General features: G+C 36.3%; 16 protein-coding genes. 10 read left to right on the top strand and 6 right to left on the bottom strand.

All coding sequences use genetic code 11. From position 1 onward, the window contains the following. Positions 1-330: 330 nt before the first annotated feature. From AC3WSK_RS20925 to AC3WSK_RS20915, 3 genes are all read right to left on the bottom strand, one after another. Positions 331-747, bottom strand: a complete 417-nt coding sequence (locus tag AC3WSK_RS20925; RefSeq protein WP_079563306.1) for a hypothetical protein — start codon at positions 745-747, stop codon at positions 331-333. 167 nt (positions 748-914) lie between these two features. Further along, the gene (locus AC3WSK_RS20920; protein ID WP_427484009.1) at positions 915-1118 is read right to left on the bottom strand and encodes a YheE family protein; all 204 of its coding nucleotides are present in this window, start codon (positions 1116-1118) and stop codon (positions 915-917) included. Between the two features lie 91 nt (positions 1119-1209). Continuing rightward, positions 1210-1344, bottom strand: coding sequence for a hypothetical protein (locus AC3WSK_RS20915; protein ID WP_427484008.1), 135 nt, complete (start codon positions 1342-1344; stop codon positions 1210-1212). A gap of 288 nt (positions 1345-1632) precedes the next feature. Here AC3WSK_RS20915 and AC3WSK_RS20910 point away from each other — a divergent pair, with 288 nt between their 5' ends. The 3 genes from AC3WSK_RS20910 (at position 1633) to AC3WSK_RS20900 (ending at position 3938) form a co-directional block, all read left to right on the top strand. Further along, positions 1633-2775, top strand: coding sequence for a DUF445 domain-containing protein (locus AC3WSK_RS20910; RefSeq protein WP_427484007.1), 1143 nt, complete (start codon positions 1633-1635; stop codon positions 2773-2775). 17 nt (positions 2776-2792) lie between these two features. Then, positions 2793-3137: a YlbF family regulator gene (locus AC3WSK_RS20905; protein WP_079563309.1), complete on the top strand. Its 345-nt coding sequence runs from the start codon at positions 2793-2795 to the stop codon at positions 3135-3137. Positions 3138-3275: 138 nt separating this feature from the next. Next, a complete protein-coding gene (locus tag AC3WSK_RS20900; RefSeq protein ID WP_349661974.1) occupies positions 3276-3938 on the top strand; it encodes a ribonuclease H family protein in 663 nt (220 codons plus the stop codon). A 107-nt stretch (positions 3939-4045) separates the two neighbouring features. On the opposite strand, the gene AC3WSK_RS20895 is transcribed toward AC3WSK_RS20900, so the two are convergent. Further along, positions 4046-5119, bottom strand: coding sequence for a hypothetical protein (locus AC3WSK_RS20895; RefSeq protein ID WP_427484006.1), 1074 nt, complete (start codon positions 5117-5119; stop codon positions 4046-4048). Between the two features lie 244 nt (positions 5120-5363). Here AC3WSK_RS20895 and AC3WSK_RS20890 point away from each other — a divergent pair, with 244 nt between their 5' ends. The 7 genes from AC3WSK_RS20890 to AC3WSK_RS20860 all read left to right on the top strand — a co-directional run bounded on the left by AC3WSK_RS20890 (position 5364) and on the right by AC3WSK_RS20860 (position 13027). Continuing rightward, positions 5364-6284, top strand: a complete 921-nt coding sequence (locus AC3WSK_RS20890) for a stalk domain-containing protein (protein ID WP_079563312.1) — start codon at positions 5364-5366, stop codon at positions 6282-6284. Positions 6285-6484: 200 nt separating this feature from the next. Further along, positions 6485-7519 carry an LCP family protein gene (locus AC3WSK_RS20885; RefSeq protein WP_079563313.1) on the top strand — a complete coding sequence of 345 codons (1035 nt, stop codon included), beginning with the start codon at positions 6485-6487 and terminating at the stop codon, positions 7517-7519. Positions 7520-7669: 150 nt separating this feature from the next. Beyond that, positions 7670-9175, top strand: a complete 1506-nt coding sequence (locus AC3WSK_RS20880; protein ID WP_492414445.1) for a coproporphyrinogen III oxidase — start codon at positions 7670-7672, stop codon at positions 9173-9175. A 163-nt stretch (positions 9176-9338) separates the two neighbouring features. Beyond that, entirely contained in the window at positions 9339-10490 is a 1152-nt protein-coding gene (locus tag AC3WSK_RS20875) for a glycerate kinase (RefSeq protein WP_492414444.1), read from the top strand. Between the two features lie 84 nt (positions 10491-10574). After that, on the top strand, positions 10575-11762 hold the full coding sequence (locus tag AC3WSK_RS20870) for an MBL fold metallo-hydrolase (RefSeq protein ID WP_492414443.1): 1188 nt from the start codon (positions 10575-10577) through the stop codon (positions 11760-11762). Continuing rightward, on the top strand, positions 11749-11997 hold the full coding sequence (locus AC3WSK_RS20865) for a DUF3006 domain-containing protein (protein ID WP_079563317.1): 249 nt from the start codon (positions 11749-11751) through the stop codon (positions 11995-11997). The genes AC3WSK_RS20870 and AC3WSK_RS20865 overlap by 14 nt, the downstream gene beginning before the upstream one ends. Before the next feature lie 241 nt (positions 11998-12238). Beyond that, positions 12239-13027, top strand: coding sequence for an HAD family hydrolase (locus AC3WSK_RS20860; protein ID WP_492414442.1), 789 nt, complete (start codon positions 12239-12241; stop codon positions 13025-13027). Positions 13028-13259: 232 nt separating this feature from the next. Here AC3WSK_RS20860 and AC3WSK_RS20855 read toward each other — a convergent pair whose 3' ends face one another. Continuing rightward, complete coding sequence (locus tag AC3WSK_RS20855; protein ID WP_079563319.1) at positions 13260-13886, bottom strand: hypothetical protein; 627 nt, start codon at positions 13884-13886, stop codon at positions 13260-13262. A 456-nt stretch (positions 13887-14342) separates the two neighbouring features. Continuing rightward, positions 14343-15950: a phosphoglycerate dehydrogenase gene (gene serA, locus AC3WSK_RS20850; RefSeq protein WP_094075119.1), complete on the bottom strand. Its 1608-nt coding sequence runs from the start codon at positions 15948-15950 to the stop codon at positions 14343-14345. Between the last annotated feature and the right edge of the window lie 22 nt (positions 15951-15972).

Raw genomic sequence — 15972 nt, 5'->3', positions numbered from 1 at the left:
ATTGAACCGCCGTATACGGATCCGTACGTACGGTGGTGTGAGAGGTCGGGAGCTAATCACTCCCTCCTACTCGATTGTAGAATATCGCTGATCCCCAAGAAGTCGCCCAGTCTTAACGAAGATCAACCATTCTGCATAATATATATGTGCTGGCAAGTCACTTTCATTTAAAGTGATAAAACGAAACTTCAGCATATGTTCTTTGTGCGAAAGCGTAGCGGCAGCAACAACATATGTTTTTGTAGGAAAAATGAAGAGACGACTAATTTTAAAAATAGTTTTCAACAAAAAAGGAGCCATTTTCGTATGAGATGGCTCCTTCTGCATTATTTAATTATTGTTGAAAGCGTATTTCAAGCACGCTTTTTCCACATCGTGTAGCGTTTCTTTTACCGGGATTTCACCTGAATAAAGAGAAATTGTAATAGGTGCTTTTTCTGCTATACCTTGTTTTGTGAAAATATAATTAGTGCCCTTATATGTTAAAAACATATTTTTTACAGGTCTTTTTCCGAAAGTACTAGCAGAAGAATCGAAAAATCCTTTTAATTGACTGCAGTATTCCGTGTAGAAATCACTTTTAAAGCCAGAAAGAGCTTCGAATTTTTTACTATCAATAACTTCAGCCTCATTCGCTAGCTCGAAAATTTTAGCTGAAAATTCGGGGAAAAATTCTTTTACTTTTGCACGAATTAATGGTTTTGAATTATAACTGTTTATGTCATCAGAAAGAGTGACTTTACTCATAGAAATAGCCTCCTGCATAAAATCCCTTTAATACATGATAACATAAATGTATAAGAAGGATAAGGGAATTTCAACATATTTAAACAATTATAAGATAATAGCAGTGCTAGAAATAGTGAAAAATAGGTATATTTATATAGTGTGAGTGTTGAAAAGTATTACTTTTATTAGTCGTAAACATGGTACAACATAAGCTCATGAATCATTTTTCTTACTTCCTCTTCGTTAGGAGGGATAGAGCTTTTCCATTGTATAACGCCATCTTTTAAGTACTCCGCTGAATAACGTTCGCGTTGATAAAAGAACGAGATGGACCAACCTGGAAGCTGAGAATTTTCAAATAAAGGCTTAAAGCTAAAATGCTGAATCATAACCAAACCCCATTTCTTATATATGTAGTTAATATTATTCAAGGATAGTGGTAATTTTGCAACTATTCACTTTACAGACGCTTGTAAGTTGCTATTTATATGCATAGGCATAATCATAACATGTGTTGATTTCCGTTCCGATTGGGCGCTTTGTAGCTGTCGCTTCGCTTTCACTACAGAAAACATTTGTTGATGCTGCCGCTACGTTAGAACTACGCTTTCGCACAGAGCAAAGCTTCCTAGGGCGTCCGATGAGCCGCTTCACTCGCGTTCCTCTATTGCTGATCCCCAAGGAGTCGCCTAATCATAACGAAGATCAACTTATATATTGAATAAGTTTAAAGTTCGTATCGGAAATCAGTATCTGCAAATTAATGAAGAAGGATAAAAATAGTGAATCATCATACTTTAACAGGGGGTATTTCTTTCGTAGAAAATCATTGCTCTGCTATAATGAGTGCAGCAGGCGACAAAAAACGCCAATAGTGAATACAATTGAAATGAGAGGATACTAATGGATAATTTTCTAGTGACATTAATATTTATGGCAGTCATTGGAGCTGCAATTGGTGGTGTAACGAATCACTTAGCCATCAAAATGCTTTTTCGACCACATAACGCTATATATATTAAAAATTGGCGAGTACCTTTTACTCCAGGCCTTATTCCAAAACGACGTGACGAATTAGCGAAGCAACTTGGGCTAACGGTTGTAAATTATTTGTTAACACCTGAAACTTTTAGAAAGAAATTTTTCTCAAAGGATATTCAGGAAAAGGTAGAACAGTTTGTACAAACAAAGGTAGAAGAAACGATTTTTACAAATGATAAAACAATTCAGGATTGGCTATCATTAGCTGGATTTTCTAATATGCCAGCAACAATTGAACAGAAGGTAGAAGCAATTGTTGAGGGACAATTTGAATCAGTTAAGAATACACTATCTACGAAATCAATTCGTACACTTTTATCAGCAGACATTCAAGAAACGATTGATGCAAAGATACCAGTAGCGGTTGATCATATTTTAGAAAAGGGTGAGGATTATTTTTTATCACCCGAGGGCGAACTGACAATTAAGGCGATGATTGATGACTTCTTATCGTCAAAAGGATCACTTGGTGGAATGATAAATATGTTTTTAGGTGATTCTTCTTCACTCGTGGCAAAGGTTCAGCGTGAGCTTGTGAAATTTTTACAGGCACCAGGAACTTCAACATTACTAACGAAAATTTTTACGCAGGAATTGGAGAAATTAAAAGATCGCCCAGCAATGGATTTCTTACAAGATATTCGCTTTGAAGCCATATTATCCAAATTACAAACTTACGTAAAAGAACAATTAGCAATTGAAGAACGCTTGAATTATCCTATTTCGCATTATTGGCCAGAAGGGAATTCGTGGATGAAGGAAACAGTAATTCCCCAAGCTATCGAAAAAGCTTTTGTAAAAGCTGAAGACAAATTAGAAGATGTATTGAAACGTCTAAATTTACAAGAAGTAGTACGTGAGCAGGTTGATTCTTTCCCTGTGGAGAAATTAGAGGAGCTTGTACTAGGTATTTCAAAGCGTGAGTTTAAAATGATTACAGTACTTGGTGCAGTTCTTGGTGGATTGATTGGGATTGTGCAAGGATTAATTGTTTACTTTATTTAAAAAGGAGAATTATGTTGATGAATAATATTTACAATGAAATTAATACGTTAGAGGCAGCTTTTCGTAAAACACCTGAATTTGAAGCTTTGGAAGCAGCAGTGAAAGTTGTTAAAGAAGATGAAGAGGCATTAAATCTATTCAAAAATTTCCGTAAGGTTCAAATTGACCTACAGAAAAAGCAATTAGCTGGTGAAGATATTCTGGAAGATGAACTTGTATATGCGCAGAAAGCTGCACAGCTTGCACAGCAAAATACAAAAATTACTGCAATGCTTGAGGCAGAAATGAATTTAAGTAAGATCATCGAAGAGGTAAATCGAATTTTAATAAAACCTATTCAAACATTGTATGAAGAATTTTAATAGCCAAGTTCAGAGTCCTGAAAAAGCGTAGGCATAAAAGTACTATTAGTTGCACATATAACAAGTAAGAAGAAAACGTGTTTCCGCAAGTCGGAGCACGTTTTCAATTTATGGCTCACTATCATCGGAGGTTATACTATGCATGTCATCATCGAATGGACTTATAAAGCGAAAAAGGGTGCGGAAACTGTTTTGCGTTCAGAAGAAATGCCAGCAGCTCAAGCATTACTACTTGCAGAGGACATGGAGCGAACAGGGAGAGTAAAATCACTGCATTGTATCGATCGACAGGATACAAGTTGGTCTTTAAAGGAACTCAAGGCATATTTAAAGGAAATTGACACTGAGCCACACAATATTACAGTTTATTTTGATGGTGGTTTTGATCGTGCGACATATCAATCGGGGCTGGGCTGTGTGATTTATTATGAACAAAATGGCAAGCCATATCGATTAAGACAAAATTCTTTTTCGTCGGAGCTTAAATCTAACAATGAAGCAGAATATGCAGCACTTTATTTAGGATTAGTTGAGCTTGAGCTATTGAACGTTCATCATTTGCCCGTTTGTTTCACTGGTGATTCCCAAGTAGTGATCAATCAATTGAGTGGGGAATGGCCAGCGCTAGAAAAGAATTTATCTAGCTGGGCAGATAAAATCGATGCAAAGCTAGAGGAGCTTAGTATTCAGCCAGAGTACAAGCTGATAGCACGTAAAGAAAATTCTGAAGCCGACCGCCTTGCAACTCAGGCACTAAACGGTATCGATATTACAGGGTTAAAGGAAATTGTAAAGGAGTAGATACTGGAAACTCCAAAAGAGAACTACCAGTATTTTGAAATGCACACTCAATTGTTAGATGGTGTGTCTAACAATTGGGCGCAGTTCAGTGACAAGGTGGTTTTTTACTATTCTATAGCATTAATCCCTAATGAGAGACTAGTTAGCTCAGCGTTACTTTGATCATGATTAAATTCACCTTGGAAATAAATATTATCAAATTCAAAATTTGCATAATATACGATATCATCAGGATCTCCATATCTCTCATAAGAAGAAATTTGAATAGCTTGACCTATGACTTCCTCTAATGATTCTTTTGTAACATTTTTGAAATTTGACAGATAATAATGACTAACAGGTACCTCTTCCTCAGCTAAACAGAAAAAGTAATTATCATAAAAAGAACAAAGACCCCCCTCATAATAATCCTCGCCTTTTGGCAAGCCGGCTTTCCCCTTAGCGATCGGATATGTATCACCAAAAATAATGTCAGTTTTAAAGAAATCATGATTTAACAATTTTAGCAGTTTAGAATTTTGAATGATTGGTAACCCAGAATATAAGTTTGTTGTACTATTTTCACTAGTTATAGCATGGTCATGAAGTGTAAAATGCTCTAAAAAGTCTCCTGCTTGAATAGTAAAGGTATTTTTAGAGGTATCTACTGTTAACTCACTATTCTCATAGAGCCTATAGGATTGACCGCTAATAATGTTACTACCATCGTCTGCTACTTTAAGTAAATGGAGAACTTCTAAATTGCCTGAAGCACCAGCTTCAAAATCGATTATTAATGCAATATCTTTTTTGTCTTCGTCCTTGAAGATACCCTTAAAACGGAAATCTCCATGAATTGTCGTTTCATATTGTTGAGAATTCCATTGTTCCCAAGCTTCGCGTTTCTTATTATAATGACCGATAATATAACCGTAATTAGTACCGCTATAACTAATGAAGAGTTCTGGGACTTCATCTCCTTCAAAGTCAATCATTTCTACAAAAACTTCTTCACTTGGGATTGTTAAGTTTTTGTACCATGTACTATCTAAAGCTTGTTGCTTCCACTCTTCTGTCGTGTAGGGTAATTTGTCATTCTTTGTTGACTCGTTAGAAACATCAGGTTTTTCTGATGACTGATCCTCGCAAGCAAATAACGAAAAACTTAGAAACAATAGTGGAATTATCCATTTTTTCAACATAGTATCTCCTTACTTCTATAAAATTAGTAAATTCATCACCAAAAGTTGGGGACGAAACTTGTTAAAAAGGAACAGAAATCAACCCTATGCTATTGGTAATAGGCCAAATATTCCATTCTTTATTGCTAATTATAATAGATATTGACTAAAAAAACGGTTATTATCATAAATTCTCCATTTTTAATGAAACTTTTACCATACTGAAACTACTACTACTATGAACCTAATAATAAGGAGAGATTTTATGAACATGAAAAAAATTGCACCCGTAGCAATGACAGCATTATTATTTGGAAGTGTAGTAATACCAGTCGCTTCAGCAAATGAAAATTCAACAGACGCACAACAACAAGTACCACAAATCCAAATTGATCCTGTACACATCTTCAACAATACCTATGGAACGGTTGAAAAAGTGAATTCAAGTGAAAATATTACATACTTCACAGTACAAGATGGTGATCAAACAAACATTTTAGAAATCACAAAGGATACACTTGTTTTCGATAATACAGGTAAAAAAGTGGAACTTAAAAAAGGAGATAAAATAGTAGCTTATACATTCGCAAACAAGCCACAAAAATTAATTTATCCACCACAATTCAATCCTGATGTTGTCATTGTTGAAACTGAGGAAGCTGGATTTGTTGAAGTTGATTACTTCTTTGAAAACTTAACGAATACTTATGAAATGTTGAAGTTAACCATTGGCGAAAATACAGAGCTTATCAATTCAAAGGGAGAGAAAGTTGCAGCGAAAGACTTAATAGAGAAAAATTTAGTAGTTTTCTATACAGCTTCAACAAAAAGTATCCCAGCTCAGACAACTCCTTCGAAAATAATTGTTCTTGATGACGAGTCTGAAAATCCAACAGAAAATACTGTAGAAGCGGAAATAGCACAAATTATCGCGACAGATTACTATGAAGTAGATGGAACAAAAATGGTTCCGTTGCGTTTGATTGCCGAAAAGCTTGGCTATAAAGTAGAGTCAACAAGTAAAGGCGCGATTGTATCAAAAGGTAATCTATCTTACACAATTACACTTGGAGAGAAAATGTTTGGTTATAACAAAGCATTACGCCCACTTAATACAGCACCTGCTTTTCTAGAAGCATATAAAACATATGTACCAGTTGAATTTGTAGAGGAATATTTAAAATAATTTAGAGACCCATATTAAGGTGCCTACCTTTGTATGGGTTTTTTGCGCCTTAAAAATGCTGAATTCATTCACTTTCTTAACTGTTATTTTAAATAAATATTTGATTATATTCCCAAAGATAATCATTGCAGGAAACTTGTGAGAGCATTTATCGTCTTAATCAATGAAGATGGTTACTTTAATGGAAGAGAGGATTTTGTGTGGAAAGAAAATTAAGGTCTAAAAAAGCGAAACCTAAAAATAAAATAGTAAAAATAACTTTAATAGTAATCGTAATTTTACTATTAACCGTAACTAGTTATGGAGCTTATGCGTTTGTTAAATTTAAAAATGCCTATGATAGTTCAAAGGTCGATTTAAAAAGAGATGGAAATAAATCAGAGCTAAGGGAAGAGGATGTTTCATTTAAAAAAGATCCTATCTCCATTTTTTTATTAGGTGTTGAAGATTACTCTAGTGAAGCGGAAAATGGTCGAGCAGACACTCAAATGGTCATTACCTTGGAGCCGGATACATCTGAAATTAGCTTAATTACAGTGCCTAGGGATGCAAGAGTTAACATAGAAAATGCAGGGGAATATACAGGTGTACATAAAATCAATGCCGCTTATAATTATGGATCGATTACAGACTATGGGGCAATTAAACTTCAATTAGAGACAGTTGAAAAATTCCTTAATATACCGATAGATAACTTTATTGCGGTAAACTTTGATGGCTTTAGAGATATTGTCGATGCTTTAGGTGGAGTAACAGTAGATGTAAAAGAGGATTTTTGGGAAGATAATATTTACGATAAAAAACGGATAGATTTTCATAAAGGAGAGTCGCATTTAAACGGGGAAGAGGCACTTGCATTTGTAAGAATGAGATACAGACCTATAAATGCTTCATACTCTCGTGAAGAAAGACAAAGACAATTTTTGACTGCAACAATTGATCAAGCAAAATCGACGAATACAATATTTAAAATTGGTCAAATTGCAGATATTTTAGGAAAAAACGTAGAAACAGATTTAGACCTTGAAGAGATTTACGCACTTCAAAAGCAATATTTGAATGCTAAAAACATATCTACGAAAACGATAGAAATAAAAGGCGAAGATCAGTATATCGACAAAGTATCTTATTTTATTCCTGATATGGAAAGCTTGGAGAAAGTAAGCATGGAATTAAGAAAAATTCTTAAACTAAAAGAAGAAAGTTTCAAAACAAACGCGGCTATTGAAAGATAAAAGATAAGAATCCATTTTGATAAATTTTTCAAAATGGATTTTTTGTATCAATAAACGGAATGTTCTGTTATTAAGTGTAGCTTTGCTTAACGTGATAAAAATTTGTTAAACTATTGGTGCTGTAATTTTTGAGAGAAAAGAGCGAAGACAATGAAAATTATTCACATAGATCAAAAATATCCTGAGGATTGGATTCGCGTATTAAATCATATTGCGAATTTATTTTTTGAGGATTCCAAGTTAAAAGTAGAAGCTGAAGGAACAGATATGACAGTGTCATTTGAATATAACATTGGTGATGATTTTTCCATTTCTACAAAAGCTGTGCTTGAGGTAGATGGTAAGCGTTATACGAATGATTACCGTATTCAATACGAATCTGGGGCTGAAGGACGTGAGCTAAATATTCGTATGAAGCGTGCTTTGTCACACGTATTTTTAGATGTGCTAGAGCAACATACGGGCATGCAACAACAGTGGGGAATTTTAACGGGCGTACGTCCGACTAAGTTGTACCATAAATTTCGAATGGCCGGAAAAAGAGATGAAGAAATTGCTGATATCCTAATTCGTGATTTCCGTTTGTCAGAGGAAAAGGTAGCGCTACTAAAAGAAATAGTTGAACGTCAGTTAGTAACGATTCCTGATATAGATGAAATCGGTAAAGAAATAAGTATTTATATAGGCATTCCTTTTTGCCCGACTAAATGTGCTTATTGTACTTTCCCAGCGTATGCGATTGGCAGCAATCGCAAGCAAGGGCGAGTTGCAACATTTTTAGATGGATTGCATATCGAATTACGTGAAATGGGTAAATGGCTGAAGGACAATAATATGAAAATAACGTCCATTTATTGGGGTGGTGGTACACCGACATCAATCGAGGCGGATGAAATGGATGCATTGTATCAGACGATGTATGACTCCTTCCCAAATCCTGATACAATCCGTGAAGTAACTGTTGAAGCGGGCAGACCTGATACGATTACGCCTGAAAAACTAGAAGTGTTAAAAAAATGGGGCATTGACCGAATAAGTGTTAATCCACAATCTTACACAGATGAGACCCTTAAAGCAATTGGTCGCCATCATACGGTACAAGAAACAATTGATAAGTTCTGGTTAGCGCGTGAATCAGGCATGAATAATATTAATATGGATTTAATTATTGGTTTACCGAATGAAGGGATTGAAGAGTTCCAAAATTCATTAGATGAATCTGCAAAAATGCAGCCAGAATCGCTAACAGTACACACATTATCATTTAAACGTGCATCAGAAATGACACGTAATAAGGATAAGTACAAGGTAGCAGACCGTGATACTGTTGCAGAAATGATGCATATGGCGCAAGTATGGACGAAGGAAAATGAATATGTACCGTACTATTTATATCGTCAAAAAAATATTTTAGGTAATTTAGAAAATGTCGGCTACAGTAAAGCTGGAGAAGAAAGTATCTATAATATTGTCATCATGGAAGAAGTACAGACTATTCTAGGGATTGGCTGTGGAGCCTCCTCTAAATTTGTTCATCCTGAGACAGGAAAGATTACACAGTTCCATAATCCAAAAGATCCTGCTGCCTACATCATGACGTTTGAAGAGGCGATCGGTAAAAAAATTGAGTTTTTAGATGAATTATATAAGGCATAAACAAGATGGCAGTCTGATGTTTTTCAGGTTGCCTTTTTTTATTCCGATAAATCCATGAAACATCCCGATAAAGCTAAAAAGTATTCCGATAAAAGCTCAGGAATGTTTTTAGTCTGAATTATAATGATGATAAGCGTCTAACTAAAATGAGTGGAGGTATAACATGAAAGTCGTTATTAGTCCAGATTCCTATAAGGGAACTTTGTCGGCCATCGAGGTAGCTAGTGCCATGCAGGCAGGAGTATTGGACGTTGATCCATCGATTGAAACAGTCATTTTACCAGTTGCAGACGGTGGAGAAGGTACACTAGAAGCACTTGTTACTTCAACAGAAGGTCAATATTTTTCGCACCGTGTGCTTAATCCATTGGGAAGAGAAATTGAAGCGAGATACGGTGTGCTTGGTGATAATGAAACATGTGTTATTGAAATGGCTCAGGCATCTGGCATCATGCTGTTGCAGGATGACGAAAGAAATCCTGAGCTTGCATCGACGTATGGGACGGGGCAGCTAATCGAGGCGGCTCTTGATAAAGGGTTTAGAAAATTTATTGTCGGAATCGGCGGTAGTGCGACAAATGATGCTGGTATAGGCATGTTAAAGGCACTTGGATTGCAACTAAAAAAAGAAGATGGCACCTTAATTGCTGATGGAGTATCGGCACTATTAGATTTATCCTCAATTGATGACAGTCAGCTAGATTCTCGATTAGCTGAAGCAAAATTTATTATTGCCTGTGATGTTGATAATCCACTGATTGGAGAGCGAGGGGCAACAGCTATTTTTGGGCCTCAAAAAGGTGTTAAAGAGCATCAAATTGCTTATTTTGATAGCTGCTTAAAGCAGTTTGCGGACATTGTTGAAAAGCATGTTGGTATTCGATTACACGATTACAAAGGGGCAGGCGCTGCAGGTGGAATGGGAGGCGCGTTAATCGCCTTTTTAAACGGCAGTTTTCATGCAGGTATTGAGATTGTGATGAATGCAGTACAGTTAAAAAAGCATTTAGAAGGTGCCGAGTTTGTAATGACAGGTGAAGGAAAATCAGATCGCCAAACATTACATGGGAAAGCGCCATTAGGTGTGGCAAAGGCTGCAACATTAGCGAGTGTACACGCTGTGTTATTGTCGGGGGCGATAGATGAAAATGATAAACCTGCATTACTTGAACATTTCACTGTAGTTGAATCATTAGTAGATGAGGCTATTAGTGTTTCGCAGGCAATACAAGAGCCTTATTATTTTATTCGCATGAAAACTAAGAAAATGGTTGAGCATTATATACAAAATGGGTATAACTTTGATCCGTTGTAAGTTGATCTTGCGACTCAGCGAACGCCCCCAGCCCATCGGTAGCTCTCTTTTTTGTATAATAGAAAAGTAGAAAGGAAGTTAGAAATGAAAAAATTAATAGTAATGCTCCTTTGTATTTTTTTATTAGCAGGCTGTACGGAGGCGTCAAATACGAAGAAAGTATCCGTCACTGCGGGACATGAAATGCGCGTACATTTTATTGATGTAGGGCAAGGAGATTCGATTTTTATTGAATCGCCAAACGGCAAAACAATGCTTGTTGATGGAGGCGTTAAAGGAGCCGGTCAAAAGGTTGTTTCGTATTTGAAGGAACTCGGTGTGAACAAGCTTGATATAGTGGTCGCAACCCATCCTGATGCAGACCATATTGGTGGTTTAATTCCTGTGTTGAATTCGATAGATATTGGACAATTTTATGATTCAGGGAAGGTACATACATCTCAAACTTTTGAAGAGATGCTGACACTTATTGATACGAAGAATATTCCTTATAATGTTCCGAAAACCGGCGATCGTATTACATTTGATGATGATATAAATGTGAAGGTGTTAAACGCCAATGAAAATGCAACAGATAATAATGATGCTTCTATTGTTTTAAAACTTGCATATGGCAATGTATCATTTTTATTAACAGCTGACGCGGGGGTAGCGTTAGAAAAAGAGATGATGCAGGACGATGTGAAAGCAACGATCTTAAAGGCAGGTCATCATGGATCTAACACGAGTAGCTCTGCGGAGTTCATTCAGAAAGTACATCCTGAAGTGGCAATTTTAAGCTATGGAGAGGGCAATAAGTATGGTCATCCTCATGCTGAAGTAGTTGAGCGATTACAAGCAATTGGCAGTGAAATTTACGCAACTGCAGAAGCGGGAACTGTTATCGTATCAACAGATGGGGTAAACTATGAGGTGAATTCGAAAGAATGGTCTGGAACCATCGCCTCATCACCAACAGCACCACCAACTACGAGTGCAACTGTTGAAATTGTTAATAAAGATTTAATAGAAGAAATTGTAGACATTAAAAATAACGGTAATGAAGCAGTGTCCTTAAAAGATTGGCAGCTTATATCAATTGAAGGGCATCAAGTTTTTAACTTTCCCAATGTGACATTGCAACCAGGGAAAACGATGTATGTCACTAGTGGCTCAAATGCACGAGAAGGTCAAAACTATTTAAAATGGACAAAGAAACAGATTTGGCTGAATGATGGGGATGCTGCACAATTACGTAATGCGAAAGGGGATATTGTTAGTGAGCTCGACTAAATACACCTTAGACCGTATTGAAGATGGATATGCAGTTTTTTTGAAGTACCCAGAGGAAGAGGAGCAGCTAATCATTTTACAGTCTACTATGAATAAACCAGTGCAAGTAGGCGCTCGTGTGCTAATTGAAGAAATAGACGGCATCTACCAGATTGGAATTTTAAAAGAAGAAACGGAGCAGAAAAAGGCTGATATACAAAGCTTAATGGATAGATTGCGTAGAAAAAATCAATAGTAGAAGAGGCTAGGATTAGGCTCATCACTTAAAGTTAGGGATGGCATTTGTAAAAGCGTATGTCATGATTTTCATTGCAATTGGGACGACCCCAGGTGGAATGGACATCACCCCTACGTTATGGTGATGAGCCTAAATTTTTGCTGTTCAAATCGAAGCATGAAAAACTAAAAACGCTATGCTAAATATTTTGAATATATGCTAAAATAATTATACTAATAGGAAGCTAGGAGCTGACACAATGTCAATTAACACAATTATTTTTGATTTAGATGATACGCTATTATGGGATAAAAAATCCGTTAAAACAGCATTTGAAAAAACATGTGAATACGCAGCAACACTACATAATGTGAATCCGGCTGAGCTTGAGGACGCTGTGCGTAAAGAAGCACGTGCACTTTACGAAGGCTATGAAACATATGATTACACGGTGTTAATCGGCATTAACCCATTTGAAGGACTTTGGGGAACATTCGATGATCCAACAGATTCTTTCCAGAAAATGAAAAACATCGTACCAGGCTATCGTACAGAAGCATGGACAAAAGGCTTATTGGCTCTTGGCATGGATGATACACAACTAGGGGCGGAGCTAGGGGAGCGCTTTGTGGCAGAGCGTAATGTGTCTCCATTCTTATATGAAGATACTTTTGATGTGCTAGATAAGCTGAAAGGAAAGTATCAACTCGTATTACTGACAAATGGAGCACCAAGTTTACAAAATTTAAAGCTTGAAATAACACCAGAAATCGCCCCATATTTTGACCATATCATTATCTCTGGGGACTTTGGCAAAGGGAAACCAGATGCCTCTATTTTCGAACATGTAATGGAGAAGGTAAGTATTACAGCAGACGATGCGATCATGGTTGGAGATAATTTAAATACTGATATTTTAGGCTCATCCCGTGTTGGTATGCGCAACGTTTGGATTAATCGTGAAAACAATGCGCCAAATGGCGTTGTTACACCAACATATGAAGTTGATTCTTTAACTGCATTATTAGAACTTATAAATAAGCTATAAGCTAAAATGTACTGATTTGGGTGTATTCATAAACAAGGGTTGATTTTCACTCCGAGTTGACGCTTTCTGCAGTGCTTTTAGCGCAAGCTCATCCCGCAGAACTCTCCAAGCAAATAGAAAAAGCGTATTTTGAAAAAAGATTGATCAAAATACGCTTTTTCTATATACACTTGAATAAGTGAGTAATATCTCAAAATTCCTACTGAATGTCAACTTCTTATCTCTTACTTAATTATTCACATAAAAACAAACATGATTTCTCAAATCTGTTAACATCACTTGATACGAAATACCAGTGATCATCTATTTTTTTGTAATCACTATAATAATCAAACTCTTTAGCAGTCGGAAATTTACCTGTGGATGAAAAAATAAATCCTTCCTGTAAACCCTGCATATCCATAAAGGGGGGTTCAGCTGATTGGAAATAGACAAAAAAATGATCTTTCGAATGCATACCTACTCTGATCGTCTCAGATTTAACCGCATCAATATATTGCGGGGGAGTGTAATACGAGTAAAAACCTTTAGCTCCGTATCTATTTGCTTCTTTTTTTATTTCCCCATTGACTAACATACTAATGATTTCATCTCTATCATCTTTATAAAAATAAAAATTCACTTCTGTTCTAATCAATGGTGGCACTACAAGTACTATGAGTAGTGTTATTAATTGAATAATAATTGGAACCCATTTTTTTTGGAATGAATAAATGAGTGAATAAATAAAGATGACTGTAAATGACCCATATGTTATTAATGCTAACTTAGAAGATTCATTCCCGATAAGCTTAAATACTGTATAAAACAATAATAAAATACTACTTCCTATTGCAAAGTAGATTATATTTTTTTTCATAATTGCTACTCTCCTAAAACGATATAAAACTTTTAAAAGCAACCAATGGTTTCAAAATCATTGCTTCGAAATATTTTTTTATTTTAACATATCCGATTTTCCCTAACAATTCGCACAGATAAACCCCATGTTGTTGTTGCTGTCGTTTCGCTTTCGCACAGTCAAAACCATGTTGCTGTCGCTTCGCTTTCGCACAGTCAAAACCATGTTGCTGTCGCTTCGCTTTCGCTGCCCGCCGTATGTCCCCAGGAAAGCACTCAGTCGGAACGGACATCAACCTAACGTTATTGTGAAGTACCAAAAAAATAAGAAGAGGCTGGGACATAAGTATGTTTTTACGACAAATTTAAAAAATTCCACATCGGAAAAGCGTGAGAAATCAACGTTTCTAAAATTGATTTCTCACGCTTTTTAAGGTTTTGACCAGTTATGTCCCGGCCTCTATCAATTAATCTATTATAGGTTAATCGCTCTTACTTCATCAATATTTTCAAGCTGTGCAACGAATGTTAGATCTTCTTCTGATACAGCATTATCGACTGTTAACATCATGACAGCTGTTCCACCAACTTGTGCACGACCAACTTGCATTGTTGCGATGTTCACATCTTTTTCTGCTAGCTTCGTTGCTACGCGGCCGATTGCACCTGGTTTGTCTGTGTTTTTAATGTAAAGAAGGTGACCTTGTGGAATAACGTCAACAACATAGTCTTCTACTTTAACAATACGTGCACCTAAACCATTTAATAATGTACCAGCAACTGTATGTGTTTCGTTAACTGTTTTAATTTCAATCGTAATTAAGCTAGTGAAGCCTTTAGCAGTTGTTGTTTTATGCTCATTTATTTTCATGCCGATACGTTCAGATAGGTAACGGGCATTTACGTCATTAACATGATTACCGTGATTTTTAGATAATAAGCCTTTTAACGCGTTTGATGTTAATGGACGAACATCATAATTTGCAACTTCACCAGCATAAGATAAGTTGATTTCTTTCACAGGCTCAGTTGTTAGTTGAGATAAGAATGAACCAAGTTTTTCAGCTAATTCAAAGAAAGGCTCCACTTGTGCAAGCAACTCTTTTGGAATAGATGGCATGTTCACTGGGTTAGTTACAGTACCTGTTTTATAGAATTTAATGATGTCGTTTGAAACGTCAACCGCTACTGATTCTTGTGCTTCAATTGTAGATGCACCTAAGTGAGGTGTTGCAATTACTTCTGGTAAAGTAAGTAGCTTGTGATCTGTTGCTGGCTCAGTTACGAATACGTCAAGAGCAGCACCAGCTACTTTTCCTTCAACGATTGCATCATATAAATCATCCTCATTGATAATACCGCCACGTGCACAGTTAATGATACGCACGCCATTTTTCATCATAGCGAATTTTTCTTTGTTAATTAGGTTGCGTGTCTCAGGAAGAAGTGGTGTGTGTACTGTAATGAAATCTGCAGCTGCACAAATTTCTTCAACTGTTGATTTTGTTACCCCTAATTCTTTAGCACGTTCATCTGTTAGGAATGGATCGTATGCCATAACGTTCATGCGTTGACCTTTTGCACGATATGCAACTTCAACACCGATACGACCGAAGCCTACAACACCTAAAGTTTTATTTTTAAGCTCAACCCCAACATAAGATTTACGATCCCATTTACCATTTTTAAGTGTATTGAATGCTTGTGGGATGTGACGAGCAAGTGAAGTCATCATGGCAATAGTGTGCTCAGCAGCAGAGTTAGTGTTACCGTCTGGTGCATTTACAACGATAATCCCATGTTCAGTTGCAGCAGTTAGATCGATGTTGTCTACACCTACTCCAGCACGTCCGATAAGTTTTAAGTTTTTAGCCGCTTCAATTACTTCACGTGTTACCGTTGTTTGAGAACGTACTAGTAAAACATCTACATCTGCAATTTTTGCGATTAATTCTTCTGGTGCAAGACCAGTATCAACAATGATATTTAAGTCTAGGTCTTGTTCTTGTCGTAGTGGGAAAATACCATCTTCACTTAGTGGGTCAGCGATAAATACGTTAATTGCCTTTGTTGCAGTAGTCATTTGTAATGTAGTCATTTGTAAT

The sequence above is a fragment of the Lysinibacillus sp. EB271-A1-10B genome, from assembly GCF_058791335.1.
Note: the sequence above shows the minus strand (reverse complement) of the source record. Positions and strands in the feature narration are given on the sequence as shown.

What these genes read in the sequence shown, in the direction of transcription:
- serA (WP_094075119.1), bottom strand. Translation starts at nt 15,950, where the DNA reads ATGACTACTGCAACAAAGGCAATTAACGTATTTATCGCTGACCCACTA.
- AC3WSK_RS20910 (WP_427484007.1), top strand. Translation starts at nt 1,633, where the DNA reads ATGGATAATTTTCTAGTGACATTAATATTTATGGCAGTCATTGGAGCT.
- AC3WSK_RS20905 (WP_079563309.1), top strand. Translation starts at nt 2,793, where the DNA reads ATGAATAATATTTACAATGAAATTAATACGTTAGAGGCAGCTTTTCGT.
- AC3WSK_RS20860 (WP_492414442.1), top strand. Translation starts at nt 12,239, where the DNA reads ATGTCAATTAACACAATTATTTTTGATTTAGATGATACGCTATTATGG.
- AC3WSK_RS20895 (WP_427484006.1), bottom strand. Translation starts at nt 5,119, where the DNA reads ATGTTGAAAAAATGGATAATTCCACTATTGTTTCTAAGTTTTTCGTTA.
- AC3WSK_RS20890 (WP_079563312.1), top strand. Translation starts at nt 5,364, where the DNA reads ATGAACATGAAAAAAATTGCACCCGTAGCAATGACAGCATTATTATTT.
- AC3WSK_RS20875 (WP_492414444.1), top strand. Translation starts at nt 9,339, where the DNA reads ATGAAAGTCGTTATTAGTCCAGATTCCTATAAGGGAACTTTGTCGGCC.
- AC3WSK_RS20925 (WP_079563306.1), bottom strand. Translation starts at nt 747, where the DNA reads ATGAGTAAAGTCACTCTTTCTGATGACATAAACAGTTATAATTCAAAA.
- AC3WSK_RS20855 (WP_079563319.1), bottom strand. Translation starts at nt 13,886, where the DNA reads ATGAAAAAAAATATAATCTACTTTGCAATAGGAAGTAGTATTTTATTA.
- AC3WSK_RS20920 (WP_427484009.1), bottom strand. Translation starts at nt 1,118, where the DNA reads ATGATTCAGCATTTTAGCTTTAAGCCTTTATTTGAAAATTCTCAGCTT.
- AC3WSK_RS20880 (WP_492414445.1), top strand. Translation starts at nt 7,670, where the DNA reads ATGAAAATTATTCACATAGATCAAAAATATCCTGAGGATTGGATTCGC.
- AC3WSK_RS20900 (WP_349661974.1), top strand. Translation starts at nt 3,276, where the DNA reads ATGCATGTCATCATCGAATGGACTTATAAAGCGAAAAAGGGTGCGGAA.
- AC3WSK_RS20870 (WP_492414443.1), top strand. Translation starts at nt 10,575, where the DNA reads ATGAAAAAATTAATAGTAATGCTCCTTTGTATTTTTTTATTAGCAGGC.